Below are 23176 nucleotides of genomic sequence, written 5' to 3'. Positions count from 1 at the left end.
GGCCACAAGGGCTATCAGCGTTTGGTGTTGGAGCGAATGTTCCAGCCAAACTTGATGGCGCCGCCGTCTTTGGTGCCGTCGGCTTTCTGCGGCTGGTAGTCGACCATCACTTGGGCGAAGTTCAGGGTGACGTTTTCGGTCAGGCGATCATCGCTGCCCGAACCGCCGGTGCTCAAGGAGGTGACCAGCACTTCTTCCAGGTTGATCACCATGTACTCGACCTGGCTCTCGCCACCGGCCTTGCGCACGGTCAGCTTGACCTTGTCGATGTGCTTGCCGCTGGCGCAGTGCATCATCAGGTTGGGCGAAGCCTTGTCGACGTACTTGGTCAGCGACAGGTCCTGGATATTCACCTTGCCCGCGCCACCGCCACCGCCGACGTGCATGTTGCCGGACTGGGACATGCCCCAGCTCCAGTTCAACACATCGATTTCGTCCTTGTGGGCCTTGTCCATGGACTCGCCCTTGATGTCGCCGATCTTGATGAAAATATCAACAGCCATGTTTTCTCCCTGTGTGGCCCATGCCACTTGATTGGGTGATCGTTCCCACGCTCTGCGTGGTAACGCATCCTGTGACGCTACGCGTCACCGAGACGCAGAGCGTCCCGGGCGGCATTCCCACGCGGAGCGTGGGAACGAGCTAGCTCAATCGTTACTTATGCGCTTTTTGCCGAAGGCAGTTTCGATACCAGGCGCAACGACACCGTCAGCCCTTCAAGCTGATAGTGCGGGCGCAGGTAGAACTTGGAGTTGTAATACCCCGGGTTGCCTTCGACTTCTTCCACGATCACTTCGGCCGCCGCCAACGGGTGCTGGGCCTTGGTGGTTTCGGTGGAGTGCGCCGGGTCGCCGTCGACGTAGTTGAGGATCCAGTCCTGCAACCAGCGCTGCATTTCGTCCTTCTCTTTGAAGGAGCCGACCTTGTCGCGCACGATGCACTTCAAGTAGTGGGCGAAACGGCAGGTGGCGAACAGGTACGGCAGGCGTGCGGCCAGGTTGGCGTTGGCGGTGGCGTCCGGGTCGTCGTATTCGGCAGGCTTTTGCAGCGACTGGGCGCCAATGAACGCGGCGAAGTCGGTGTTTTTCTTGTGCAGCAGCGGCATGAAACCGTTCTTCGCCAGTTCCGCTTCACGGCGGTCACTGATGGCGATTTCGGTCGGGCACTTCATGTCCACGCCACCGTCATCGGTAGGGAACGTGTGGGCCGGCAGGTTTTCCACTTCACCACCAGACTCGATACCGCGGATGCGCGAGCACCAGCCGTAGTGCTTGAACGAACGGTTGATGTTCACTGCCATGGCGTAGGCGGCGTTGGCCCAGGTGTACTTGGAGCTGTCGGCGCCGTCGGTGTTTTCTTCGAAGGCGAAGGCTTCTACCGGGTCGGTCTTGGCGCCGTACGGCAGGCGTGCCAGGAAGCGCGGCATGGTCAGGCCGATGTAGCGCGAATCTTCCGATTCACGCAGCGAGCGCCAGCCGGCGTATTCCGGGGTGGTGAAGATCTTGGTCAGGTCGCGTGGGTTCGACAGTTCCTGCCACGAACCCATGCCCATCACGGTCGGCGAGGCCGCAGCGATGAAAGGCGAGTGCATGGCGGCGCAGACTTTTGACAGCTCGCCCAGCAGTTCCACGTCGGGCGGCGACTGGTCGAAGTAGTAGTCACCCACCAGGCAGCCGTAAGGTTCGCCACCGAACTGGCCGTATTCTTCTTCGTACATCTTCTTGAAGATCGGGCTCTGGTCCCACGCGGTGCCCTTGAATTTCTTCAGGGTCTTGTGCAGGTCTGGCTTGGAGATGTTGAGCACGCGAATCTTCAGTTGCTCATCGCTCTCGGTGTTATTGACCAGGTAATGCAGGCCACGCCAGGCGCTTTCCAGTTGTTGGAAATCCTGGTGGTGGATGATCTGGTTGACCTGGGCGGTGAGCTTGGCGTCGATGGCGGCGATGATCGATTCGATCGACTTGATCGCGTCGTTGGACACCAGGTCGGTTTGCGCCAGGGCCTGTTCAGCCAGGGTGCGCACCGCGGTTTCAACGGCTTCGCGGGCACGCTCGGTCTTGGGTTTGAATTCTTGCAGCAGCAGGTTCGCGAACTCGCTGGCTTCTTCGGTGGTACCCAGGATCTGGCTGCCTTCGCGGGCGGTATTGTCCGTCATGATTACTGCTCCCCTGCAGGCTTGGGCGCGCTGGCAAGTGCCTGAAGCAATGCCGGGTCCTTGATCGCCTTCATGATGATTTCTTCAGCGCCGGTCTTGCCGTCCATGTAGGTCAGCAGGTTGGCCAATTGGGTGCGGGCTTCGAGCAGCTGATTCAGGGAGTCGACCTTGCGGGCCACGGCGGCCGGGCTGAAGTCGTCCATGCTTTCGAAGGTGATGTCCAGGCTCAGGTTGCCTTCGCCTGTCAGCTCATTGGGTACGTGGAACGCGACGCGTGGCTGCATGGCCTTGAGGCGTGAGTCGAAGTTGTCGACGTCCACCTCAAGGAACTTGCGGTCGGCCACGGGTGCCAGCGGCTCGGCAGGCTTGCCGGCGAGGTCGGCCATCACGCCCATCACGAAGGGCAGCTGGACCTTTTTCTCGGCGCCGTAAAGCTCGACGTCGTACTCGATCTGCACTCGAGGCGCACGGTTGCGCGCGATGAATTTCTGAGAACTTTGCTTCGCCACGTTGCTGCTCCTGGTCGCTTGAGCGACGGTGTTGTTACTGCACGGTCCGGCGGCTTACTCGCTTTCGGGGCCGCGCAGGTTTTCAAATTGGGACATGCCATCGGGAATCAGATTGCGCACGATGGCCGCAAAGTCGGCATGTACCAGATTCTTGGCTCGGTTCAACAGCACCGGCAGCGGGCTCGAAGGCTCGTGGCGGGTGTAGTACGCGAGGATTTTGTCGAGGCTGCGCAGCACATCGTCGCGGGTGGCGATGTCGCCAGAAGGGCGAGGAGCTGCGGGCGCGGCGGCGTTATCGACCGAGGGGGCATTGTCTTCACTGACGGCCTCGGGATCGCTGCTGCTGTCGGTGCCTGGCACCGCTTGGTTGAGTAGTTGCAGGGCCTGTTTGAGCGGCTGCTTCAAGGCGCTGAGGTCCACGCCCTGGGCGGAACCGACTTGGTCATTGACCTGTTGCTCAATGGCCTCGCACGCCGCACGCGCCGCGCTCAAGGCGTCACGGGTGGCTTGCAGTTGTTCGGGGTCGCTGTCCAGGAACGCGGCGTTGAGTTGCTGGTTGCCCAACTGCTCATCGGCAAAACTCTGCAGGCCGCTGGCGTTGAGCGCTGCGCGCAGGGTCACGGGCCCGAAGGTGCGCGAGCGCGTCAGGATGCTTTCGCGCAGCAGACGAATATTGGTCTCGCAGGTCAGGCCGGTAAGGGCGTTGATGCGCACGGTGGGGTCGTTGTCATCGTCGGCATCCAGGCGCGGGTGCAGATCGGCCCAGTATTGGCGCAGCAAGGCGTCGATCAGCGTGAGGACTTCGGCCAGCCCAGCCACACCCTGGAGGGCGAGGGTGCTTTGCAGCAGAAAGTGGGTGATGCGCAGGTCTTTGCTGCGCTGCAACAGGTCGAGGCTTTGCTGCTGGATGCTGCGCCACTCGGGCGGCTCAGCGGGCAGGATCGAGTCGCCCATGCTGCGTTCGGGTTGGCCCTTGGCATCACGTTCCAATTGCAGAAATTGCGCGTCATACTCCATGTCCTCGCCACAGGGCGACGTCGCGGAAACGGCGGTGAGCAGCAACGGCACATCCACTGAATTCGATCTCCTTATCGGCCCGCTGGATGGCGGGCAATGCATGCATTAGTTGCGTAATGAACTTTGCATGTTTTCTTGGTCATATACTCAGCGTGCCACTACTGCGCCATCACTGATGTTCAAGAAGTTGTGCATTTTTGGTGTAGTACTTATGGCTTGTCAAGGTAAGCTATTCGCCCTCTGTGACAGATGTGCGGTGTTTAACAACCTGCGCGACTGGCGAGTCGAAAGGCGCGCACAGAGCGGATTTTTGTCATGGAAGCCAGTTAAGATCAGCGATCATGCTGGTAAAAGCAGATTTTGGCGGTCGTTTGTACGACAGGACGGGACTCTCCAGGGCGGTGCTGCCTCCTGGGTAGACTGCGCGCGATGTATCAGCAAGGAGGCAAGATGTCGCTGTGTTTGACTATCACTAGTTATCACAAGATCACACCTGGGCAATGCCCCGAAAAGTCCATGGATCAGGGCGTGATGGCTATTGGCCGCAGTTCTGACAATGACTGGGTATTGCCCGACCCTGAGCGTCTCGTCTCTTCGCAACATTGCGTTATTCAATACAAAGATGGCCGTTATTATTTGACTGATAACAGCACCAATGGTGTGGAGTTGGTCAAGGCGGGTATTCGTATGCGTCGGGGTAACAGCGAGCCGTTGCAAGACGGTGAATTGATCCGCATCGGCGATTACGAAATCCAGGCGCGTATCGACTTCAACGTGCAGGCCATCGACAGCCAGCCATTTGCCGGTGACTCACCCAATAGCTTTGAAGCGCTGATGGGCGCCGTGGCGAGCCAACCTGCGCCCACGCCGATGATCGCCCCGCAATTCCAGGGCGCCTCGGCCATGGAAACCCTGCCAGACCTGTTCGACTTCCTCAGCCCCACCGCCGTGCCGCCGCCCACCGTGGCGGACCATGTGCCGTCCGAGCAACACGATTTTCGCCCCCCGGCCCCAGTGACCGTACCGGCGCCCGAAAAGCCATTGGTGCAAGGCTCGGTGATTCCCGAAGACTGGGACCTGTTCGGCGACGCGCCCGCGCCCGTGGTCAATGCTGCGCCCGCCCCAGACCCGATCATCCCGCCGCCACCTGTGGTCGAGCCTGTTGCGCTCCCCGTGGCCAATGCCGAGCCACAACCGGACCTCCTGCAAGCCTTTCTGCGCGGTGCGGGCCTGGACCAGTTGCGCCTGGACAAAGCCGACGCTTGCGCGCAGATGGAAAGCATCGGCCGCAGCTACCGGCTGATGGTCGAGGGCCTGATCGACGTACTGCGCGCCCGTGCCAGCCTCAAGGGCGAGTTTCGCATGCAGCAGACGATGATCCGCCCCGCCGAAAACAACCCGTTGAAATTCGCCCCGAATGCCGATGAAGCGTTACTGCTGTTGCTGCGTCATGGCAACCAGGCGTTTATGGCGCCGGACCTCGCCGTACGTGACAGTTTCGACGACCTGCGCGCCCACCAGTTGGCCGTGATGGCTGGCGTGGAAGCGGCGATCAAACACCTGCTCACGCGCTTTGAACCGGCGCAATTGGAGGAGCGCATGGGCAAACCCGGCGGCCTCTCGAGTCTGTTCAACGGTTCGCGCCAGGCCCAGTACTGGCAGCAGTTCACCGAGCTCTACAGCAACATTTCCCGCGAGGCCCAGGACGATTTCCAGGACCTGTTCGGTCGCGAATTCAGCCGGGCCTACGAAGAACACAGTGCACGACAGCGACGCTGAAAACGCCTCGCACCAATGGATAAAACGGATAGCTAAATACGTCATTGAGGACGCAGGATGATTCCCAGGTTTTTACTCGCAGCCGCCACCGCGCTGCTGCTGACGGCGTGTGCCAACGACACTGCCAAACCCCAGGCGGCTGCCGAGGCCGAAGCTGACACGGCCGCCGTTGAGCTGCATTTTCATGCGATTGCCGGGCTTAACCCCGGTGCCAACGGCCAGGCCGCGCCGGTGCGGGTGCGCATTTTCGAATTGAAAAACGCCGCGACCTTTTCACGCTCCGATTACTTCGCCCTGGCGGACCGTGCGCAATCGACCCTCGGCCTCGACCTGCTGGACCAGGACGAAGTGATGGTGCAGCCCGGCCAACAACTGAGCCTGCAGCGCGATCTCGACCCGTCCACGCGCCAGATCGGCTTGCTGGTGGGCTACCGCGAGTTGGACCGTGCGCAATGGCGCACGGTCATCAACGTGCCGCCGCGCCAATACAGCGAATACCAGATCAGCCTCGACGTGCATGCCGTGCGCGCCGACGTCGTGGCTTCCCCATCCAGCCCAGCCCAATAACAAGCAATCGGAGCCCCCATGTCCTGGAACAATCGCGTGGTCTGGTCGGAAGGCATGTTCATCGGAACGCAGCACTTCCAGCAGCATGACCGTTACCTGGAAAACCTGATCGATGCCCGCAGCCGTCCGTTGTCAGCGGGTGCCTGGGGGTTCTCCGAACTGCTGATCGACCAGGGCCTGCTGGCCCAGGGCAAGCTGGCGATTGTGTCGGCCCGCGGCCTGCTGCCCGATGGCACGCCGTTCAATATTCCCCAGGACGACCTGGCGCCGAGCCCGTTGAACATCGACGACAACCTGCGCGACGGCCTGGTGTACCTGGCCCTGCCGCTCAAGCGCGCCGGCGCCCGTGACACGGTGGACGAGGGTGAAGCCCTGGAAGCGGCGCGCTACGTGAGCCAGGTGCGTGAAGTGCGCGACGACAACGCCCCGTTCGAAAACCGTGCACCGGTTGCGGTGGGGTCGCGGGCATTGCGCCTGCTGACGGCGCAGGACGGCATCAGCGACTACGCCGCCATCGGCCTGGTACGCATCAAGGAAAAGCGTGCCGACCGTGCGTTGGTGCTCGATGACACTTACATCCCGCCCGTGCTGGACGTGGCCGCAAGCAAGCCGCTGACGGCCTTTCGCAGCGAACTGCTGGGCCTGTTGCACCAGCGTGGCGAAGCCCTGGCCGGCCGCGTTGTGGCCTCGGGTGCCGGGGGGGCCTCTGAGATCGCCGACTTCATGCTGTTGCAACTGGTCAACCGCGCCCAGCCGCTGATCCAGCACTTCAGCCAGTTGAGCCCGTTGCACCCGGAGCGCTTCTTCAGCGAACTGGTCAGCCTGGCCGGTGAGTTTTCCACCTTCTCAACCTCCAGCCGCCGTCCACACGAATACCCGCAGTACCAGCACGACGACCTGGCCCTGAGCTTCATGCCGGTGATGGCGGCCCTGCGTGAAGCGCTGTCGATGCTCATCGACAGCAAGGCCACGCCGATCCCCATTGTGGAGAAAGCCTACGGCATCCATGTGGCGATGTTGGCCGACAAGACCCTGCTCGACAACGCCAGTTTCATCCTCGTGGTACGCGCCGATGTGCCCGGCGAAACCCTGCGTGCGCGTTTCGGCCAGCAGAGCAAGGTCGGCTCGGTGGAGCACATCCGCGACATGGTCAACCTGCAACTTCCGGGCATCGGCCTGCTGCCGTTGCCGGTGGCGCCACGCCAGTTGCCTTACCACGCTGGCAGCACCTACTACGAGCTGGACCGTGGCAGCGAGCACTGGCAGCAGCTGAATAATTCCGGCGGTTTCGCCTTCCATATCGCCGGGCAGTTCCCGGGCTTGAACCTGGCCTTCTGGGCGATCCGAGGATAATTGGCGATGCATCCCAATGATGATGACCGCACCCAGTTCATGCCGCGCCCGGGTGGCCGAGAACCTGCACCCGCGCGTGCCGAACCTGCGCCGCTGTCGATGCCGGCTGCGCCGATCCTCACCGGCAAGAGCCAGGGCCTCAACCCGCTGGAAAGTGCCGCCGGCCCGTTGCTGGCGTTGTTGACGCGGTTGCGCAACACCATCGCCCATCCCGCGCCGGCCAGCCTGCGTGCGCAGTTGCTGGCGTACCTGCGCCAGTTCGAAGAACGCGCCGAAGCCGCCGGTGTGGCACGCAATGAAGTGCTGTTGGCCCGTTACGCGCTGTGCACTGCCTTGGATGAAGCGGTGCTGAGCACGCCGTGGGGCAGCACCAGTGACTGGGGTAAGCAGAGCCTGCTGATCACCGTGCACAACGAAGCCTGGGGTGGCGAAAAGGTTTTCCAGTTGCTTGACCACTGTCTGCAAAGCCCACGGGAACGCCTGTACCTGCTGGAGCTGTTGTACCTGTGCATGTGCCTGGGTTTTGAAGGGCGTTACCGCGTGATGACCGACGGGCGCAGCCAGTTGGAAGCCTTGCGTGAACGCACCGCCGCAGCGATACGCAGCGCCCGTGGCGAGCACGAGCGTGAGCTGTCGCCGCACTGGCGCGGTGTAACCGTGGCCCGTGATCGCCTGGCGCAATTCATGCCGCCATGGATTGCCGTGGCGATTGGCTTGGCGCTGCTGTTGGCGTTGCTGTTCGGCCTGCGCCTGAAGCTGGCCTCGGACGCCGAGCCGGTGTTCAAGAATATTCATGCCCTGGGCGAGATCCCGGTGCAGGCCATCGACCGTCCGGTGGCGCAGCCCAAAGTGATTGAGCGCCCGCGCCTGGCCGGGTTCCTGGCCGACGACATCAAGGCCGGCCGCGTGGCGGTGGAAGACAAGGTCGACCGCTCTGTCGTGACCATTCGTGGCGATGAGCTGTTCGCCTCGGCCAGCTCCAGCATCGTCGATGACTACCAGCCGCTGATGCTGCGCATCGCTGACGCCATTCGCAAGGTCAAGGGCCAGGTGCGTGTCACCGGGCACAGCGACAACCGCCCGATTGCCACGTTGCGTTTCCCGTCCAACTGGGCGTTGTCCGAAGCCCGGGCCAAGTCGGTGCTGGCGATTCTCGCGGCCAAGACCGGCCAGGCCGAACGCTTCAGCGCCGAAGGCCGCAGCGACACCGAGCCGTTGGCCACCAACAGTACTGCCGAAGGCCGTGCCCGCAATCGTCGGGTTGAAATCACCGTATTGGCGGAGGGCGTCGAGTGAAGGCGTTTTTCAGTTTCATGATTCGCTGGGTGATCCCCGTGCTGGGCCTGATTGCCCTGAGCCTGATCATCTGGTTTGTTGGCCCGCTGCTGGACGTGCTGGTGCCCGAAGGGCGCCGTTGGGCGCTGATCGTGCTGGTGTTTGCGCTGTGGGTGGCCTACCGCGTGTTCCGCATCATCCAGGCCCGTCGCCAGGCCGCCGAAGTGATGCGCAGCCTGGCCGCAGAAACCCCGGTCGACCCCAACAGCGTTGCGACCGCCGAAGAGCTGTCCACGCTGCGCCAGCGCATGGACGAAGCCCTGGCACTGCTGAAAAAGGCCAAGCTGGGCGGCGATGAGCGCCGCAACCTCTACGAGTTGCCGTGGTATGTGATCATCGGCCCGCCGGGCTCGGGCAAGACGACCGCGCTGGTCAATTCCGGGCTGCATTTCCCACTGGCGGCGCAATTGGGCGCCAGTGCGGTGCGGGGCGTGGGGGGGACGCGCAACTGCGACTGGTGGTTTACCGACCAGGCCGTATTGCTCGACACCGCTGGCCGCTATACCACCCAGGACAGCAACTCCACGGTGGACAAAGCCGCCTGGCTGGGCTTTCTCGACTTGCTGAAAAAGCAGCGTGCGCGCCGGCCTATCGACGGTGCCTTTATCGCCATCAGCCTCTCGGATCTGCTGCTGGGCACCGACGCCGAGCGCGCAGCCCATGCTGCCGCGATTCGCCTGCGCATCCAGGAGCTGTATACGCAACTGGGCGTGCGTTTCCCCATCTACCTGATGCTCACCAAGCTCGACCTGGTGCCGGGCTTCATGGAGTTCTTCGACAACCTGAGCAAGGAAGAGCGCGCCCAGGTGTGGGGCATGACCTTTGCCCTGGACGACGGCAAAAACAGCGACAGCCCGCTGGCGCACCTGCAAAGCGAATTCGCCGGCCTGGAGCAGCGCCTCAACGAACGCCTGGTCGAGCGCTTGCAACAGGAACGCGACCCGGCACGACGCGACCTGATCTACGGCTTCCCGCAGCAGTTCGGCGCGTTGAAAGATTGCCTGCAAAGCTTCCTCGAAGGCGTGTTCAAACCCAACGCCTTTGAAGAGCGCGTGTTGCTGCGTGGCGTGTACTTCACCAGCGGCACCCAGGAAGGCAGCCCGATTGACCGCCTGATCGGTGCCATGGCCCAGAGCATGAACCTGGACCGCCAGCACCTGGCGCGCCAGAGCGGCACCGGGCGCAGTTACTTCATCGAAAAACTGTTCACCGCCGTGGCCTTTGCCGAGCGCGGCCTGGTGGGGGTGAACCCGAAAGTCGAGCGGCGCCGCAAGTGGATCGCCCGTGGCGTACTGGCGGCCACCGTCGCGCTGGTGGTGGTGGTCAGCGGCCTGTGGTGGGTGAGCTATCGCGCCAACCAGGCATATATCGCCCAGGTCGATCAGAAGGTCGCGCCCCTGGGCCAGACCGTACAGAACCTGAGCCCGGCACAGCGGGAAGTGCTCGCCGTGCTGCCGTTGCTCAATGCGGTGAAGAACCTGGCGGGGGATTCGCCGAGCTGGTCCGAAGGGCTGGGGCTGTACCAGGGCGATATGCTCGAAGCCGAGTCCACCAGCGTGTACCGCAAACTGTTGATCGCCGTGTTCGCGCCACGCCTGGTGACGCGTATCGAAGAGCAACTGCACGGCGGCGGTAACTCGGACTTTCTCTACGAGGGCCTCAAGGCTTACCTGATGCTCGCCGACACCGAGCATTACGACCCGGACTTCATCAAGGCCTGGATCGCCCTGGACTGGGACCGCAACCTGCCCCGCGACCTGCCGGCCGACCAGCGTCAGGCCCTGGCCGGGCACTTGCAGGCGCTGTTCGAACGCCACCCGCCGAGCGCACGCCTGGACCCACGGCTGATCGACGATTTGCGTCGGCAGTTGCAGCAATTGCCGGTAGCCCAGCGCGTGTACGACCGCGTCAAGCGCCAGAAACTGCCCGAAGGTATCCCGGACTTTCGCCTCAACGAAGCCGCCGGTCGCGATGCCGCGCTAGTGTTCAGCCGCAAGAGCGGCAAGCCGTTGGGTGAGCCGTTGAGTGGTTTCTTTACCGCCAAAGGCTATCGCCAGGCGTTCTTGCTCAGCAGCTTGAACCAGACCGGCACCCTGGCCGAAGAGCAATGGGTGCTGGGCCATGAACAGGCCGACCAGCAGAACGTGGTGAGCCTGGCCGCCGACGTGCGCCGTTTGTACTTCCAGGATTACCAGCGCCAGTGGGACGCGTTGCTCGCCGACATCGACTTTGTGCCGATCACCAGCGTGGCACAGGCCGCCGATGTGCTGCGGGTGATTTCCGGTCCCACCTCGCCGCTGAAAAAGCTGCTGGTGGCGGTTGCCAGGGAAACCGACCTGCAAGCCGAAGAACGCCAACTGGCCGCCAAAGGCGTGCCGGTGGAAGGCGGCGTGGACAAGCTCAAGGAGCGCCTCGGCAGTTTGCTGGGCGAGGCGCAACCGACGGCGAATGCACCGGCACCGGCGGATGATCCCGTGACCGCGCACTTTGCCGAACTCAACAGCATCGTCAGCAAAAACGAAGGTGAACCGGCGGCCATCGACGGCCTGCTGTCGGACATGAATGCACTGTATGTGCAGGTCAGTGCCATGGTCGGTGCCAGCGGCGATGCCTTGCTCGGTGAGGCCAAGAACCAGGCGGCGGCTGCGGCCACGCGGGTCAGCCTGAACGCCGAGCGTCAGCCGCCGCTGGTGCAGGGCATGGTCAAGTCGGTGGTCAATTCCACCACCAACAGCATGATGGGCGGGGTGCGTAACCAGCTGAACGCGGCCTGGGTCAGTGAGGTGGTCAACGTGTATCGCCAGTCGTTGGCCGGGCGTTACCCGATGTCGCCGGGCAGTGCGCGGGACGCCACCCTGGATGACTTCGGCCAGTTCTTCGGCGTGGGCGGGGTGATGGACAACTACTTCCGCAAATACCTGCAGCCCTATGTGGACACATCGGCACAGACCTGGCGCTGGCAACCTGGGGCGGCGCAGAAGCTGGGGATTGCTCCTGGCGTGCTGCAAACCTTCCAGCGTGCGGCGTCGATTCGGGACGCGTTCTTCCGCTCCGGTGGCACCCAACCCATCGTGCGTTTCGAACTCAAGCCGGTGTCGATGGACCCTACCATCACTCAGTTTCTGCTTGACCTGGACGGCCAGCAATTGAGCTACGACCACGGCCCGAGCCGGCCGGTGGCGATGCAATGGCCGAACCCGGGCAGCATTGGCGTGGTGCGTATTTCCATCATGCCCCCGTCGGCCAGTGGTCGCTCCGGCATCACTCTGGACGGCCCGTGGGCCTGGTTCCGTCTGCTGGAGCAATCAGACCTCACCGCAGGCAACTCGCCGGATCGTTTCAACCTGCGCCTGCGAGTCGATGGCGCGAGCATCGCCTACGAGTTGCGCGCCAACAGTGCCTTCAACCCGTTCAAGAGCCGCGTGCTCAGTGGCTTCAGCCTGCCGGAGCGGCTATGACGGCCCTGGGTTTCTACGGCAAGTTGGCCAGCCGCGGGGACTTCGTCAGCCGCGCCTTGCCGCAGAGCTTTATCGGCCCGTGGGACAGCTGGCTGGCGGCGGGTTTGCTCGCCAGCCAGAACAGCCTCGGCGCTGACTGGCTGAATGCGTACCTGGTCAGCCCGTTGTGGCGCTTTGTGCTGGCCCCGGGCGTGTGCGGGCCGGACGCGGCGGCGGGCGTGGTGATGCCGAGCATTGACCGGGTCGGGCGTTACTTTCCGCTGGCGGTGGTGACCTTGCTGGATCACGACACCAACCCGGCGTCGCTGGTGGGCGGTTCGGACGCCTGGTTCGAGCAGGCTGAAACCTTGTTGCTCAGCACCCTCGACAGCGGCGCGACCTTCGAAAGCTTCAACGCCGGGCTCGACGAGTTGGGTGTGCCGGCCAGCGAGCCGCGGGCGGTGGACAGCCGTTTCGCCGGCCTGCAAAGGGTGGCAGCCACCGTGCCGCACCAGCGTATGACCGCACTGGCCGAACAGGCATGCGAGGGCGCAAGCCTGTGGTGGGGGCGAGGCTCGCAGCGTATCTCCCCCGGTTTATTACGGTGCCAGGGCCTGCCTGCCGCCAGCGATTTTGCGCAGTTTTTGCTCGGACAAGAAGGTGTGGTGTAGATGGGCGTGACGTACGAATCCGCGAGCAAAAGCCATGTGGGCATGGTTCGCCAAGTCAACGAAGATGCCTTTCTGGATCTGCCGGAAAACCGCCTGTGGGTGGTGGCCGATGGCATGGGCGGGCACGCTGCGGGCGACTATGTCAGCAGCTTGATCGTCGACAGCCTGCGCCATGTGCCGCTGGGCCGCTCTCTGGATGAATACTCGGCGGCGCTGCGCAATGACCTGCTGCGCATCAACGCGGCCGTGCGCGAAGAAACCGCCAACCGTGGCGTGACCATGATGGGCAGCACCGTGGTGGTGTTTGCCGCGCGCGGCTTGCGCGGGGTGTGCCTGTGGGCCGGCGACAGCCGCCTGTACCGCTTGCGCGACGGCGTGCTGGAAAGCATTTCCCGCGACCACAGCTACGTGCAAGACCTGCAAGACAGCGGCCTGCTCAGCGAAGCCGACGCCCGCACCCACCCGCGCTCCAATATCGTCACCCGCGCCATTGGCGTTGAGGCCCAGTTGGACGTCGCCTCGGTGGACCTGTTGATCGCTCCCGGCGACAGCTATTTGCTGTGCAGCGATGGCCTCAACAAAACCGTCGAAGACCACGAAATCCGCGAGGTGCTCAGCCATGACGCACCGGATGAAATCGTGCGCAGCCTGGTGCACTTGGGCCTAAATCGCGGCGCACCGGACAACATCACCACCCTCGTCGTGAAGGTCTCGTCATGAACATCGTCATCCCAGGTTATGACATCGAAGGCGAGATTGGCGAAGGCGCCATGGCCAGCGTGTACCTGGCGACCCAGCGCTCGTTGGAGCGCAAGGTGGCGTTGAAGGTGATGGCGGCGGCGCTGGCGGCCGACCCGAGTTTCTGCGAACGCTTCCTGCGCGAGGGCAAGACCCTGGCGCGCTTGTCGCACCCGCACACGGTGACCATCCATGACATCGGCAACGTCGGTGAGCTGTATTACATGGCCATGGAATACCTGCCCAACGGCACGCTCAAGGAGCGCATCGCTGCTGGGCTGACCCCGGAGCAGGGCGTGACGCTGATCCGCCAGATTGCCTCGGCCCTGGGCTATGCCCATGCCCAAGGGCTGGTGCACCGCGACGTCAAGCCGGCGAACATTCTGTTTCGCGCCGATGGCACGGCAGTGTTGTCGGACTTCGGGATTGCCAAGTCGCTGGACGATCGCACCCAGTTCACCCAGGCCGGGTTTGCCGTGGGCACGCCGAGCTACATGAGCCCGGAGCAGGCGCGGGGCCAGGAGATCGATGGCCGCGCCGACCTCTACGCGCTGGGCGTGGTGCTGTATGAAATCCTCGTCGGCAAGCTGCCTTATAACGGCACCGATGCGCTTTCCACGGCGCTGGCGCACCTGACCGAACCCTTGCCGGAATTGCCTGTGCACCATGGGCGCTATCAGGGCGTGCTGCGCAAGTTGTTGGCCAAGGAGCCGGCGGAACGTTATCCGGATGCGGCAGCGTTGTTGTTGGCGCTGGATCAACTGCCGGCTGATGAATCGGATGCCACGCTGGTGCGGCCGCTGCCGATTCCATTGAGCTTTGATCTGGCGGGTATGACCCCTGTCACCATCGACATTCCGACGGATAAACCGCAGCCGCAGCCAATAGTGCGTCAGCCGGTGGTGACGCCGACGCAGCACAATGCCCCGTCCGAGCAGCGCCGTGGGCCGGTATTGGCTTTGGCCGCCGTGGCAGTCGCCGTCGCGTTGGCCATTGGTGGCGCCAGCTACTGGTGGTTGAGCGGCGGCGATGAACCGGCCAAGCCGCCAGCCGCCGTGGTGCCCAAGGTGACGCCGCCCGTGGCTGTCGCTGAAGTGGATGGCGGTCAGCGCCCGTTGCTGATGGCAGGCAAGAAAACCTTGTTCCAACGTGTACTCAGCAAACCCGGCGCCCAGCTTTCAGCGGACGCCGGGAGTACGCCGGGTAAAGCGCTGCCGGCGTTTTCCGTGCTCTACGTGTACCAGCGCAAAGAGGTCGATGGCAGCCAGTGGGTACGCGTCGGCGCGGCCACTGATGGTCGCAGCGACGGTTGGCTGCCAGCCTCCCAGGTCAGCGACTGGAAACAAAGCCTGGTGCTCAAGTTCACCGAGCGCTCCGGCCGGGCTCCCGTGATGTTCCTGCGCCAGCCCGGTGAGGTGGAAAAACTGCTGGCCGACCCTGCCGCAGCGAAAAGCGCCTTGGCCAAGGCGCAGAACAACCGTGAAGACAACCAGCAAGTCCTGGCCCTGGAACCCACCGCCAGCGCGGTGCCGCAGAACCAGTTCTACCTGTTGCCGATCTTCGATTCCAAGGAGAGCTTCGACGACAACGGCCAGCCGGTGCAGTTGCTCAACGTGGCCTCCATCGACCCAGGCAGCCGCGCCGCTGCCAGACCCGCCAGCCCGACGCTCAGCGCCAATGCCGACGCGTTCCGCACGGCGGTGGTGCTGGTGGTGGACACCACCGTGTCGATGCAGCCCTACATCGACCAGATTCGCGACGTGGTGCACGAGCTGCAAACCCGCATTGCTGAGCGTGGCGAGTTGGACAGCGTCAGCTTCGGCATGGTCGGCTTTCGCAGCAGCATCCAGAAAACGCCGGGCCTTGAGTATGTCGCCAAGACCCTGATCAGCCTCGACCAAGGCCGCGACCCGCAGCGCTTTCTGGATATGGCGCGCCAGGTCAAAGCGTCGACGGTGTCCAGCCACTCGTTCAACGAAGATGCGTTTGCCGGGGTGATGCAGGCAGTGGACGGCATGGATTGGTCCGGCTACGGCGGGCGCATCATCCTGCTGGTCTCCGATGCCGGCGCGCTGCGCAAGAACGACCCGTTCGCCGCCACCCAGATGAACGAAGCGGAAGTGCGCCAGGCGGCGCTGGGCAAGCAGATCAAGATCTACGCGCTGCACCTGCGCACCGATGCCGGCAAGAAAACCCATGCCGGCGCCGAGAGCCAGTATCGCGTCCTCACCGCCGACGCCAACCCGCAGATCGGCGACCTGTACACGCCGGTGCCAGGGGGCGATGTGCGCAAGCTGGGTGAGCGCGTCGATGAGATCGGCACGGTGTTCGCCAACCTGGTGCATCAGGTGCGCAGCAACACGCCGCAGCCCGTGCCGTTGCTCAGTGCCGCGCCGAGCCTGGCGGACAAGTCCGCCGCCGTCGGCTATGCCATGCACATGGACTTTCTCGGGCGCAAGACCGCGAGCCAGGCACCGCAATTGGTCAGCGCCTGGACCGCTGATCGTGACCTGACCAACCCGGCGCTGCCAGCGTTCCAGGTGTGCGTGATGTTGACCAAGCTGCAACTCAACGACCTGCAACAATCGTTGAAGTTGATCGTGGATGCGGCGCGCAAGACCCAAAGCTCGCCCAAGGATTTCTTCCAGGAAATCGCCAGCGCCTCGGCCTATATGAGCCGCGACCCGCAGGCCCTGCGCAAGGGCGGCAACCTGGCTGACGGTGGCCTGCTCGGTGAATACCTGGAGGGCCTGCCGTACCGCAGCAAGTCGCTGAACATGACCCAGGACCTGTGGTTGTCATTGAGCGTGGCCGAGCAGGAAGACTTTATCGACGAGCTGGATTCGAAAATCCGTCTGTATGAAACCTTCCATAACGACGTGGCCAACTGGGTCCGTTTCGGCGATGCCGAACCGGGCGATGCGTTGTATCGCGTGCCGCTGTCGACGCTGCCGTAATGTTGAACCTGAGCGCGGTGCACAAGAGCCGGGGCGTCGGTAGCCAGCGCTACAGCCTGGTGATCCCTGCGTTGCAGCTGGGCGCGGGTGAACAACTGGCAATTGTCGGCCCCAGTGGTTGCGGCAAGAGCACCTTGCTCGACCTGCTGGCGCTGGTGTTGGCGCCGGATCAGGTGGGGCAGTTTGCATTCAACCAACACGACGTCGGCGCGCTGTGGCGTGCCGACCGGCAATCGGCGCTGGCCGCGTTACGCAGCCAGCACTTGGGCTATGTGCCGCAGACCGGGGGGTTGCTGGGGTTTCTGGACGTGCGCGGCAATATCGCGCTGTCGCGCCAACTGCTGGGCTTGCAGGATGACGGCCGCGTGGCGCGCCTGGCTGAGCAGTTGCAGATCAGCGATCAGTTGGCCAAGCGCCCGGCGGCGTTGTCGGTGGGCCAACGCCAGCGGGTCAGCTGTGCACGGGCCCTGGCCCATGGGCCGCAACTGGTGCTGGCTGATGAGCCGACGGCGTCCCTGGACCCGCTCAACGCCGAACGCGTGATGCAGGCGCTGCTGGCCCAGGCCCGCGAACACCGTACGGCCTGTGTGATCGCCACCCATGATGAACCGCTGGCCCGCGCCAGTGGCTTGCAGGTGCGGCGTATCAGTTACCAGCGCGATCCAGACGGCGGTATCACCGCAACCCTCGGGGAGGCGTGCTGATGCGCATCGGCCTGGTTGCTTCGCTTGCGTGGCAGGACTACCGCAACGATGGGTGGTTGTCGGCCTGTTCGGTGTTGGCATTGGTGGCGGTTATCGCGCCATTGCTGGTGTTATTCGGGCTGAAATTTGGACTGGTTAGCAGTTTGACCGAACGCTTGGAGACCGACCCCGCCAGCCGTGAAATCATCCCATTGGGCGGTGGTCGATTCAGCGCGGCGTTTATCGCGCAACTGGGTGAGCGCAGCGAGGTGGCGTTTGCTGTGCCGCGCACACGGCAAATTGCCGCCACGGCGCAGGTGGGCACCCTGACCCTGGAAATGCTGCCGACTGCCGCAGGCGACCCGTTGTTGGCAGGCTTGCCGATGCCCCACGGCCTGGACCAGATCGTGCTCAGCCATACCGCCGCCGAAAAGCTCGCGGCAAGGCCCGGTGACTGGCTGGAAACCAGCTTTGCGCGGCAAGTGGCGGGGCGCGTCGAGGCCCAGCGCACGCGGTTGCAGGTGCTGGCGGTGTTGCCGCTGGAGGCCTTCGTTCGCGAGGGCCTGTTTGCCGATCTGGCGTTGTTGGAGGCAGCGGAAGATTATCGCGATGGCCGTGCGGTGCCGGCGTTGGGTTGGGCCGGTGAAGCGGCGAGCGTGAGCGAACAGCGTATCTACCCGGCGTTTCGCCTGTACGCGCGCAGCCTCAGTGATGTGGAACCGTTGCGGGTGTATTTCGCCGGGCAGAACCTGTTGGTTTCAACCCAGGCGCACACCATCGCTCAAGTGCAATCGTTGAGCCGCAACCTGTCGATTGTGTTCTGGATCATCGCCGGGTTGGCGTTGGCCGGGGCGTTTGCGGCGATTTTCGCGGGCACCCTGGCGGCGGTAGCGCGTAAGCACCGTGAACTCTCGGTGTTGCGCCTGCTGGGGTTTTCCACCGCCGCCTTGTTGCTGTTTGTGCTGCTGCAAGCGCTATACAGCGCGGGTTTTGCCGCTGTGCTCAGCGTTGGGCTGTATGGCCTGGCTGAGGCGGCGTTGAACAAGCTTTTTGTGCAGGTGCCGGGCGAGTACGCCAGCCACCTGTTGGCGCGCCATTATGGCCTGGCCCTGGTGGCGGTGCTCGGTGTCAGTGCCGTGGCGGCCGCCTGTGGTGGTTGGCGGGTGGCACGTATCCAGGCTTCTGAAGGAATCAGAGATGTATAAATTACTGGGCGCCTGCGTGGCGCTGAGCCTGGCCTCGCTGGCCTGGGCCGATGAGGCAAGTGACAAGCTCGACAACCCCAAGCCGTTGCCGGACGACGTGAGCCTGCCGCTGCCCTGCGAAGGTAACATGGTATTCCGCTACGCCTATATTCTGGCCCAGGGCACCCTGGATGACCGTGAAATCAACCTGGGCTACCCCTTTGCCGAAGGCGAGGCGGGTTATCAGCAGTCGTTTATTTCCGGCTACCGGCGCGACTTCATCAACGGCCAGTTCACCCTCAAGGACTTGCCCAAGGACTGGAGCAAGGTCATCGCGCCGCAGATGCCGAAGACCGACGCCAAGACCCCGCTCAAGCCCATGCTGTACTTTATCGGCAAATACGAAGTGACTGCTCGCCAGTACGCCCAGGTGATGGCCCAGGCGCAATCCCTGGCCAGCGGAGAACCGGCTCCCGCATGTGAGGCGCCCAGCGGCATGGCCGGGCGTTTGCCCAAGGTGAAACTGTCGCGCTTTGAAGCCGAGCGTTTCTCGGCGGTGTACAGCGCCTGGCTGATGAAATACCACCGCGAACTGCTGCCGGTAAGCGGGCGCGGTGCGTCGGCCGAAGACGGCGGCCTGGGTTTTGTGCGCCTGCCCACCGAAGTGGAGTGGGAGTACGCCGCACGCGGCGGCCAGGCGGTGAGCCGCCAGGACCTCGAAGGCCGTCTGTATCCACGGCGCGCCGAGGGCAGTGAAAGCGATGGTCCGCTGGCCGATTACGCGGTGTTCAACCAAGTGGCCGGCGGCACCGGCCAGGCGGCGCGGTTGATGCCCATCGGTACCAAGTTGCCCAACCCCATCGGCATGTTCGACGTGATCGGCAACGCCGCGGAAATGGTCCAGGAATCCTTCCAGCTGGTACACGCTGGCCGCCGCCAGGGCACCTACGGCGGCTTTGTGGTCAAGGGCGGCAACTACCTGGAAGGCGAGGGCACGTTGTTCACCGGCATGCGCCGCGAATACCCGTTGTTTGCCGCTGATGGCACCGAGCAAAGCAACGAGACCACCGGCTTTCGCGTGGCGATTGGCGCGTTGTCTGCGCCGCGCTCGCGCTACAAGGAATTGTTTGCCCAATGGCAGAAGGAAGGCCGCCTGGCCGCGCTGACCGATGCCATCGACGACGCCCAGGACCCGACCAAGCGCCTGGACAGCATCATCGCCGCCAGTGTCGATCCCAAGCTTCAAGCCGAGCTGGGCCTGGTCAACGAAGAGCTCAAGCGCAACGTGTCGCTGATCGCCCAGCAACGCGAAGAAGCCGCGGGCAATTTGATCCAGTCGGCGGCGTTGGTGGCCGAGACCATCAGCAACTACAACATCCGCCTGGCCAACCTGCAGAAGAGTCGCCAGCAGGCGGTGGACAGCAAGGACGAGGCCAGCGCGCAGCTGTTTGACATGGCCATTACCAATGGACGCAGCGCGTTGGACGGCGCGGTGGCGATTTACATCGACAACCTGGCCACCGGCACGCGCTACACCGATGCGGTGATCCAGGCGCAGTTTCAACGGATCAAGGAAGAGTTGGATCGCAAGCCAGTGCTCGGCAAGAGCCTGGTGACGCGCGCGACACTGTTCGTTCGCCATGTCGGCAACTACCGCAAGCAACAGCGGGCCGACCCGGCAACGATCTTGAAGGAATTGCTCGCAGCGAGCGGTCAGCGGTCTTGATCGTTGGCTGTCTAGCGAGCTTGGAAGGGACTCAGGCGGCGGTGGGCCGTGCTGGGCAAGTCAAACTTAACAGAGATCACATCTATGCTTTTTTCCCGTAAGGCGGTTTCCAAGCGTCACCTGCTGCTGATCGCAGCTGGTTTCAGTACCGTGTTGACTGGTTGCGCTACGTCGCCTGCGTCCAAGGTGGCGTCGAGCACCAAGGTCGAGTACTACCCCAACTGCTACGAGCCGGTGCAGCACCTGCGCGCCACCGATTCGGACATGACCAAGTCGGTCGTCACCGGTGCCGCTATCGGCGCGGCCGGCGGTGCCCTGCTGGGCGCGCTGACCGGCGACAAGGACAGCCGTGGCCGCAATGCCGCGATCGGTGCCGCAGGCGGCGCCCTGGCTGGCGGTGCGGCGGGTTACTACACCGAGCGCCAGAAACAGATCACCGATGACAACCAGCGCATCGCGTCCTACTCCACCGACTTCAACAAAAGCGCCTCGGACATCGACCGCAGCACCGCCTATGCCAAGGCCTCGCAGCAGTGCTACCAGAGCGCATTCACCAAGCTGGTGGCTGATCGCAAGGCCAAGACCGTTAACGACACCGAAGGCCGCAAGCGCCTGGCGGAAATCGTCGCGGGTCTGAAGGAATCTAATGACCTGATCGTGACGGTCAACGGCAAGGCCAGCGAAGACCTGAACAACTACACCCAGGCGTACGAGAAAGACCTGCAACAGGTCGGCGTACAGCGCAGCGATGTGGTGACCGTGGCCACCGCCGATACCACGCCAGTGGTCGCTCCGGCCAAGGGCAAGAAAGCCGTCAAGCCAGCCAAGAAGCCGGTGCTGCCGACAGTGCCGAAAGAAGCGGTAACCACCGAACGTAGCATCCAGACCGTGCAGGCCAAGCAAGCTGAAAGCAAGCAGGTCGCCAGTGCGGGCAAGACCCAGATCGAAGCAACCTGCCGCAATCCAAACCTGGCCGATTGGGCGCCAGTGCCATGTCCTAACGTTTAAGTACTTGTTGCTATAAGCGTTAAACGCCAACCGATCTGCGCCTAAAGCGCGAGATCGGTGGCGTTCTTTTTGCAAATCGTTACACTGCTGCGGCCACTCCAATAAATACACCGAGGCCGTGTGCATGAAATTTCGTCTTCTCCTGTGGGTGCTGGGCCTGATGATGGGCAAAGCCAGCCGCACCAACCCCGCCTTCCAGCAGCAACTGGGTGACAAAGACCTGGCCTTCCAGCTGCAGACCCTCGACGGCAAGGTTGCCCGTCACTTCATCGTCAAAGACCAGCGCATCACCAGCCGCTCAGGTGTCCACCCGGCGCCGGCCTTCGCCATTGCCTTCAAGGATGCCGCCTACGGCTTCGCCACGATGCAGGCGAAGAACAAGCAACTGGCGTTCATGACGGGGATTCAGGACAAGTCGATCCAGATCAAGGGCAACCCGGCACTGGTGATCTGGTTCCAGGGCCTGACCAAGTATTTGAAGCCGAAGAAAAAGAAGTAGGTGGTCAGGTAGACCGAGTTGACTTCATCGCAGGCAAGCCAGCTCCCACAGTTGACCGTATTTCAACGTTGGAACGCGGTCACTGTGGGAGCTGGCTTGCCTGCGATAGTGGTGTAACAGGCGCCAGATTTACCCCTGGCTGAACTGCGAAGCCAATTCGCGCAACAGCACTTCGGCATCCAGCACTTTACCCACCACGTCCTCGGCCTTCTCGCGGCTCAAGCCCAGGCGCTCAAGCAGTGCGTCCGGAATGGATTCATCCGGCCCGGAGCCAATCCCCCGGCTGCGCAACAGGCGCACCGCCAGGCACACCAGGTTCGGATACTCGGCGTATTGCCCGTCGTACGTCGGGTCGTGCTGGAAGCGCAGGGCGGTGCACAGTTCGTCCGGCATGTCCCAGTAGCGCATCAGCCAGGCGCCGATCTGTTCGCGGCTGATGCCCAGCAAGTGTTGCTCGACGTAGCTGTGGCACAGGTGCGGGTTGACCTCCAGGTGCCGGCAGATCAGCGAGAAGTGCGGCGGAAACACGTGGGCCAGCAGCAGATAGCCGAAGTTGTGCAGCAAACCTGCCAGGTAGGTCAGGCCGGCTTCCGGGCGCTGGGCGCGGGGCATGGCACGGGTCAGGCCTTCAATCACGGCGGCGGTGTAGATCGACTGGTGCCAGTACGGCGTGGACAGGTGCGGGCGGTCCTTGGGCAGGCTCAGGGTTTTGCCCAGGGCCAGGCCCAGCGCCAGGTTGATCACAAGATCAAAGCCCAGCACGCGCACGATGGCGTCTTCGACTGAGCGGATCTTGCCCGGCGAAGCGTAGTAGGGCGACGCGGCCCAGCTTACGACCTGGGCGGCGAGGGCCGGGTCGGTTTCCACCACGCCGGTGATGTCGTCGATGGTGGCATTGGGATCGACGCGCAGCTTGATGATCTTCTGCGCGGTGTCGGCCAGCGGTGGAATCTCGATGGTCGCTTCCAGGCGCTGCTGAATACGACGCGCGGTGAAGGCTTGCATCGCCTGGGTGATTTCCTCACGGTCATCATTGGGGCGGTCGAGATTCGGGCGGATGTTGCTCAAGGGTTCCCCGAACTGCGCGGCGCTGGCCTTGGTGAGCAGGCTCTTGAAGGCGTCGCTGGGGATTTCCAGCAACAGCCCGGCTTCGCCCGAATGCACCAGCAGGCTCGGCTCATTGAGCAAGCGGCCTTCGTACAGGCACGGCGAACTGGTCAGGGGCGGCAAACCCGGCAGCAGGCTCAGGTCATGCTTGCCCAGCATGCGCTCGACACGCTCGGGGGCGACGGCCGTGAGGCGGCGACCGGTGAGTTCGGCGAGGCGGTTGAGGTCCAGCAACTGGCTTTGGGGGAACAGCACCATGAGCGCGCCAACCGCATCTTCAAGCAACACCGCCTGGACCTTTTGTGCAGGGTTCAGGCCAGGCTGTTCGATGATTTCCGTGTAGGGGATGGCGAGCTTTGCGAGCAGCGCCCGAATGACCGGCGGGGCGGTCAGTGGGGCTGTGGCGAGGGCAACTTCTGACATGGCCTGATCCAATTTCTTACATTCATTG

Annotated in this window: 18 protein-coding genes; 13 read left to right on the top strand and 5 right to left on the bottom strand. The window is 63.4% G+C overall.

Annotation, left to right across the window (positions count from 1 at the left end; translation table 11 throughout):
* Positions 1 to 14 precede the first annotated feature (14 nt).
* The 4 genes from AB4P90_RS28930 to tssA form a co-directional block, all read right to left on the bottom strand.
* Positions 15 to 503, bottom strand: a complete 489-nt coding sequence (locus tag AB4P90_RS28930; protein WP_003195562.1) for a type VI secretion system tube protein Hcp — start codon at positions 501 to 503, stop codon at positions 15 to 17.
* A gap of 155 nt (positions 504 to 658) precedes the next feature.
* A complete protein-coding gene (gene tssC, locus AB4P90_RS28925) occupies positions 659 to 2155 on the bottom strand; it encodes a type VI secretion system contractile sheath large subunit (protein ID WP_003195559.1) in 1497 nt (498 codons plus the stop codon).
* Between the two features lie 2 nt (positions 2156 to 2157).
* Positions 2158 to 2664, bottom strand: a complete 507-nt coding sequence (gene tssB, locus AB4P90_RS28920) for a type VI secretion system contractile sheath small subunit (protein WP_003195557.1) — start codon at positions 2662 to 2664, stop codon at positions 2158 to 2160.
* Positions 2665 to 2718: 54 nt separating this feature from the next.
* The gene (tssA, locus tag AB4P90_RS28915) at positions 2719 to 3738 is read right to left on the bottom strand and encodes a type VI secretion system protein TssA (protein WP_019818129.1); all 1020 of its coding nucleotides are present in this window, start codon (positions 3736 to 3738) and stop codon (positions 2719 to 2721) included.
* 393 nt (positions 3739 to 4131) lie between these two features.
* Between tssA and tagH the strand changes: the two genes are divergently transcribed.
* From tagH to AB4P90_RS28850, 13 genes are all read left to right on the top strand, one after another.
* Positions 4132 to 5460, top strand: a complete 1329-nt coding sequence (gene tagH, locus AB4P90_RS28910) for a type VI secretion system-associated FHA domain protein TagH (protein WP_060766897.1) — start codon at positions 4132 to 4134, stop codon at positions 5458 to 5460.
* Between the two features lie 57 nt (positions 5461 to 5517).
* Positions 5518 to 6027 (top strand): type VI secretion system lipoprotein TssJ, encoded by a 510-nt coding sequence (gene tssJ / locus AB4P90_RS28905; RefSeq protein WP_019818127.1) that lies wholly within the window; start codon positions 5518 to 5520, stop codon positions 6025 to 6027.
* Positions 6028 to 6045: 18 nt separating this feature from the next.
* Positions 6046 to 7380: a type VI secretion system baseplate subunit TssK gene (gene tssK, locus AB4P90_RS28900; RefSeq protein WP_019818126.1), complete on the top strand. Its 1335-nt coding sequence runs from the start codon at positions 6046 to 6048 to the stop codon at positions 7378 to 7380.
* 6 nt (positions 7381 to 7386) lie between these two features.
* On the top strand, positions 7387 to 8676 hold the full coding sequence (locus AB4P90_RS28895) for a DotU family type VI secretion system protein (protein ID WP_014720496.1): 1290 nt from the start codon (positions 7387 to 7389) through the stop codon (positions 8674 to 8676).
* Positions 8673 to 12173, top strand: a complete 3501-nt coding sequence (tssM, locus tag AB4P90_RS28890) for a type VI secretion system membrane subunit TssM (protein ID WP_395605550.1) — start codon at positions 8673 to 8675, stop codon at positions 12171 to 12173. The genes AB4P90_RS28895 and tssM overlap by 4 nt, the downstream gene beginning before the upstream one ends.
* Positions 12170 to 12823 carry a type VI secretion system-associated protein TagF gene (tagF, locus tag AB4P90_RS28885; RefSeq protein ID WP_014720494.1) on the top strand — a complete coding sequence of 218 codons (654 nt, stop codon included), beginning with the start codon at positions 12170 to 12172 and terminating at the stop codon, positions 12821 to 12823. Before tssM ends, tagF begins: the two co-directional genes overlap by 4 nt.
* On the top strand, positions 12824 to 13543 hold the full coding sequence (locus tag AB4P90_RS28880) for a PP2C family serine/threonine-protein phosphatase (protein WP_003195541.1): 720 nt from the start codon (positions 12824 to 12826) through the stop codon (positions 13541 to 13543).
* The gene (locus AB4P90_RS28875; RefSeq protein WP_395605549.1) at positions 13540 to 16518 is read left to right on the top strand and encodes a serine/threonine-protein kinase; all 2979 of its coding nucleotides are present in this window, start codon (positions 13540 to 13542) and stop codon (positions 16516 to 16518) included. Before AB4P90_RS28880 ends, AB4P90_RS28875 begins: the two co-directional genes overlap by 4 nt.
* Complete coding sequence (locus AB4P90_RS28870) at positions 16518 to 17222, top strand: ABC transporter ATP-binding protein (RefSeq protein ID WP_395605548.1); 705 nt, start codon at positions 16518 to 16520, stop codon at positions 17220 to 17222. Before AB4P90_RS28875 ends, AB4P90_RS28870 begins: the two co-directional genes overlap by 1 nt.
* Entirely contained in the window at positions 17222 to 18406 is a 1185-nt protein-coding gene (locus tag AB4P90_RS28865) for an FtsX-like permease family protein (protein ID WP_019818122.1), read from the top strand. Before AB4P90_RS28870 ends, AB4P90_RS28865 begins: the two co-directional genes overlap by 1 nt.
* A complete protein-coding gene (locus tag AB4P90_RS28860; RefSeq protein WP_020302847.1) occupies positions 18399 to 20111 on the top strand; it encodes an SUMF1/EgtB/PvdO family nonheme iron enzyme in 1713 nt (570 codons plus the stop codon). The genes AB4P90_RS28865 and AB4P90_RS28860 overlap by 8 nt, the downstream gene beginning before the upstream one ends.
* Before the next feature lie 84 nt (positions 20112 to 20195).
* Entirely contained in the window at positions 20196 to 21119 is a 924-nt protein-coding gene (gene tagQ / locus AB4P90_RS28855; RefSeq protein WP_003195532.1) for a type VI secretion system-associated lipoprotein TagQ, read from the top strand.
* 124 nt (positions 21120 to 21243) lie between these two features.
* Entirely contained in the window at positions 21244 to 21618 is a 375-nt protein-coding gene (locus AB4P90_RS28850; RefSeq protein WP_003195530.1) for a hypothetical protein, read from the top strand.
* A gap of 129 nt (positions 21619 to 21747) precedes the next feature.
* Here AB4P90_RS28850 and AB4P90_RS28845 read toward each other — a convergent pair whose 3' ends face one another.
* Complete coding sequence (locus tag AB4P90_RS28845) at positions 21748 to 23148, bottom strand: aminoacyl-tRNA deacylase and HDOD domain-containing protein (protein ID WP_395605547.1); 1401 nt, start codon at positions 23146 to 23148, stop codon at positions 21748 to 21750.
* Positions 23149 to 23176 lie beyond the last annotated feature (28 nt).

Origin of the sequence: Pseudomonas sp. B16120 (genome assembly GCF_044218845.1) — a bacterium.
Lineage (GTDB): Bacteria > Pseudomonadota > Gammaproteobacteria > Pseudomonadales > Pseudomonadaceae > Aquipseudomonas > Aquipseudomonas paracarnis.
This window is presented reverse-complemented; position numbering and strand designations above follow the sequence as displayed.

Coding starts and splice junctions, on each gene's coding strand:
- AB4P90_RS28930 (WP_003195562.1), bottom strand. CDS start 503: ATGGCTGTTGATATTTTCATCAAGATCGGCGACATCAAGGGCGAGTCC.
- tssC (WP_003195559.1), bottom strand. CDS start 2,155: ATGACGGACAATACCGCCCGCGAAGGCAGCCAGATCCTGGGTACCACC.
- tagH (WP_060766897.1), top strand. CDS start 4,132: ATGTCGCTGTGTTTGACTATCACTAGTTATCACAAGATCACACCTGGG.
- tssJ (WP_019818127.1), top strand. CDS start 5,518: ATGATTCCCAGGTTTTTACTCGCAGCCGCCACCGCGCTGCTGCTGACG.
- tssK (WP_019818126.1), top strand. CDS start 6,046: ATGTCCTGGAACAATCGCGTGGTCTGGTCGGAAGGCATGTTCATCGGA.
- AB4P90_RS28895 (WP_014720496.1), top strand. CDS start 7,387: ATGCATCCCAATGATGATGACCGCACCCAGTTCATGCCGCGCCCGGGT.
- tagF (WP_014720494.1), top strand. CDS start 12,170: ATGACGGCCCTGGGTTTCTACGGCAAGTTGGCCAGCCGCGGGGACTTC.
- AB4P90_RS28880 (WP_003195541.1), top strand. CDS start 12,824: ATGGGCGTGACGTACGAATCCGCGAGCAAAAGCCATGTGGGCATGGTT.
- AB4P90_RS28875 (WP_395605549.1), top strand. CDS start 13,540: ATGAACATCGTCATCCCAGGTTATGACATCGAAGGCGAGATTGGCGAA.
- AB4P90_RS28870 (WP_395605548.1), top strand. CDS start 16,518: ATGTTGAACCTGAGCGCGGTGCACAAGAGCCGGGGCGTCGGTAGCCAG.
- AB4P90_RS28865 (WP_019818122.1), top strand. CDS start 17,222: ATGCGCATCGGCCTGGTTGCTTCGCTTGCGTGGCAGGACTACCGCAAC.
- AB4P90_RS28860 (WP_020302847.1), top strand. CDS start 18,399: ATGTATAAATTACTGGGCGCCTGCGTGGCGCTGAGCCTGGCCTCGCTG.
- tagQ (WP_003195532.1), top strand. CDS start 20,196: ATGCTTTTTTCCCGTAAGGCGGTTTCCAAGCGTCACCTGCTGCTGATC.
- AB4P90_RS28850 (WP_003195530.1), top strand. CDS start 21,244: ATGAAATTTCGTCTTCTCCTGTGGGTGCTGGGCCTGATGATGGGCAAA.
- AB4P90_RS28845 (WP_395605547.1), bottom strand. CDS start 23,148: ATGTCAGAAGTTGCCCTCGCCACAGCCCCACTGACCGCCCCGCCGGTC.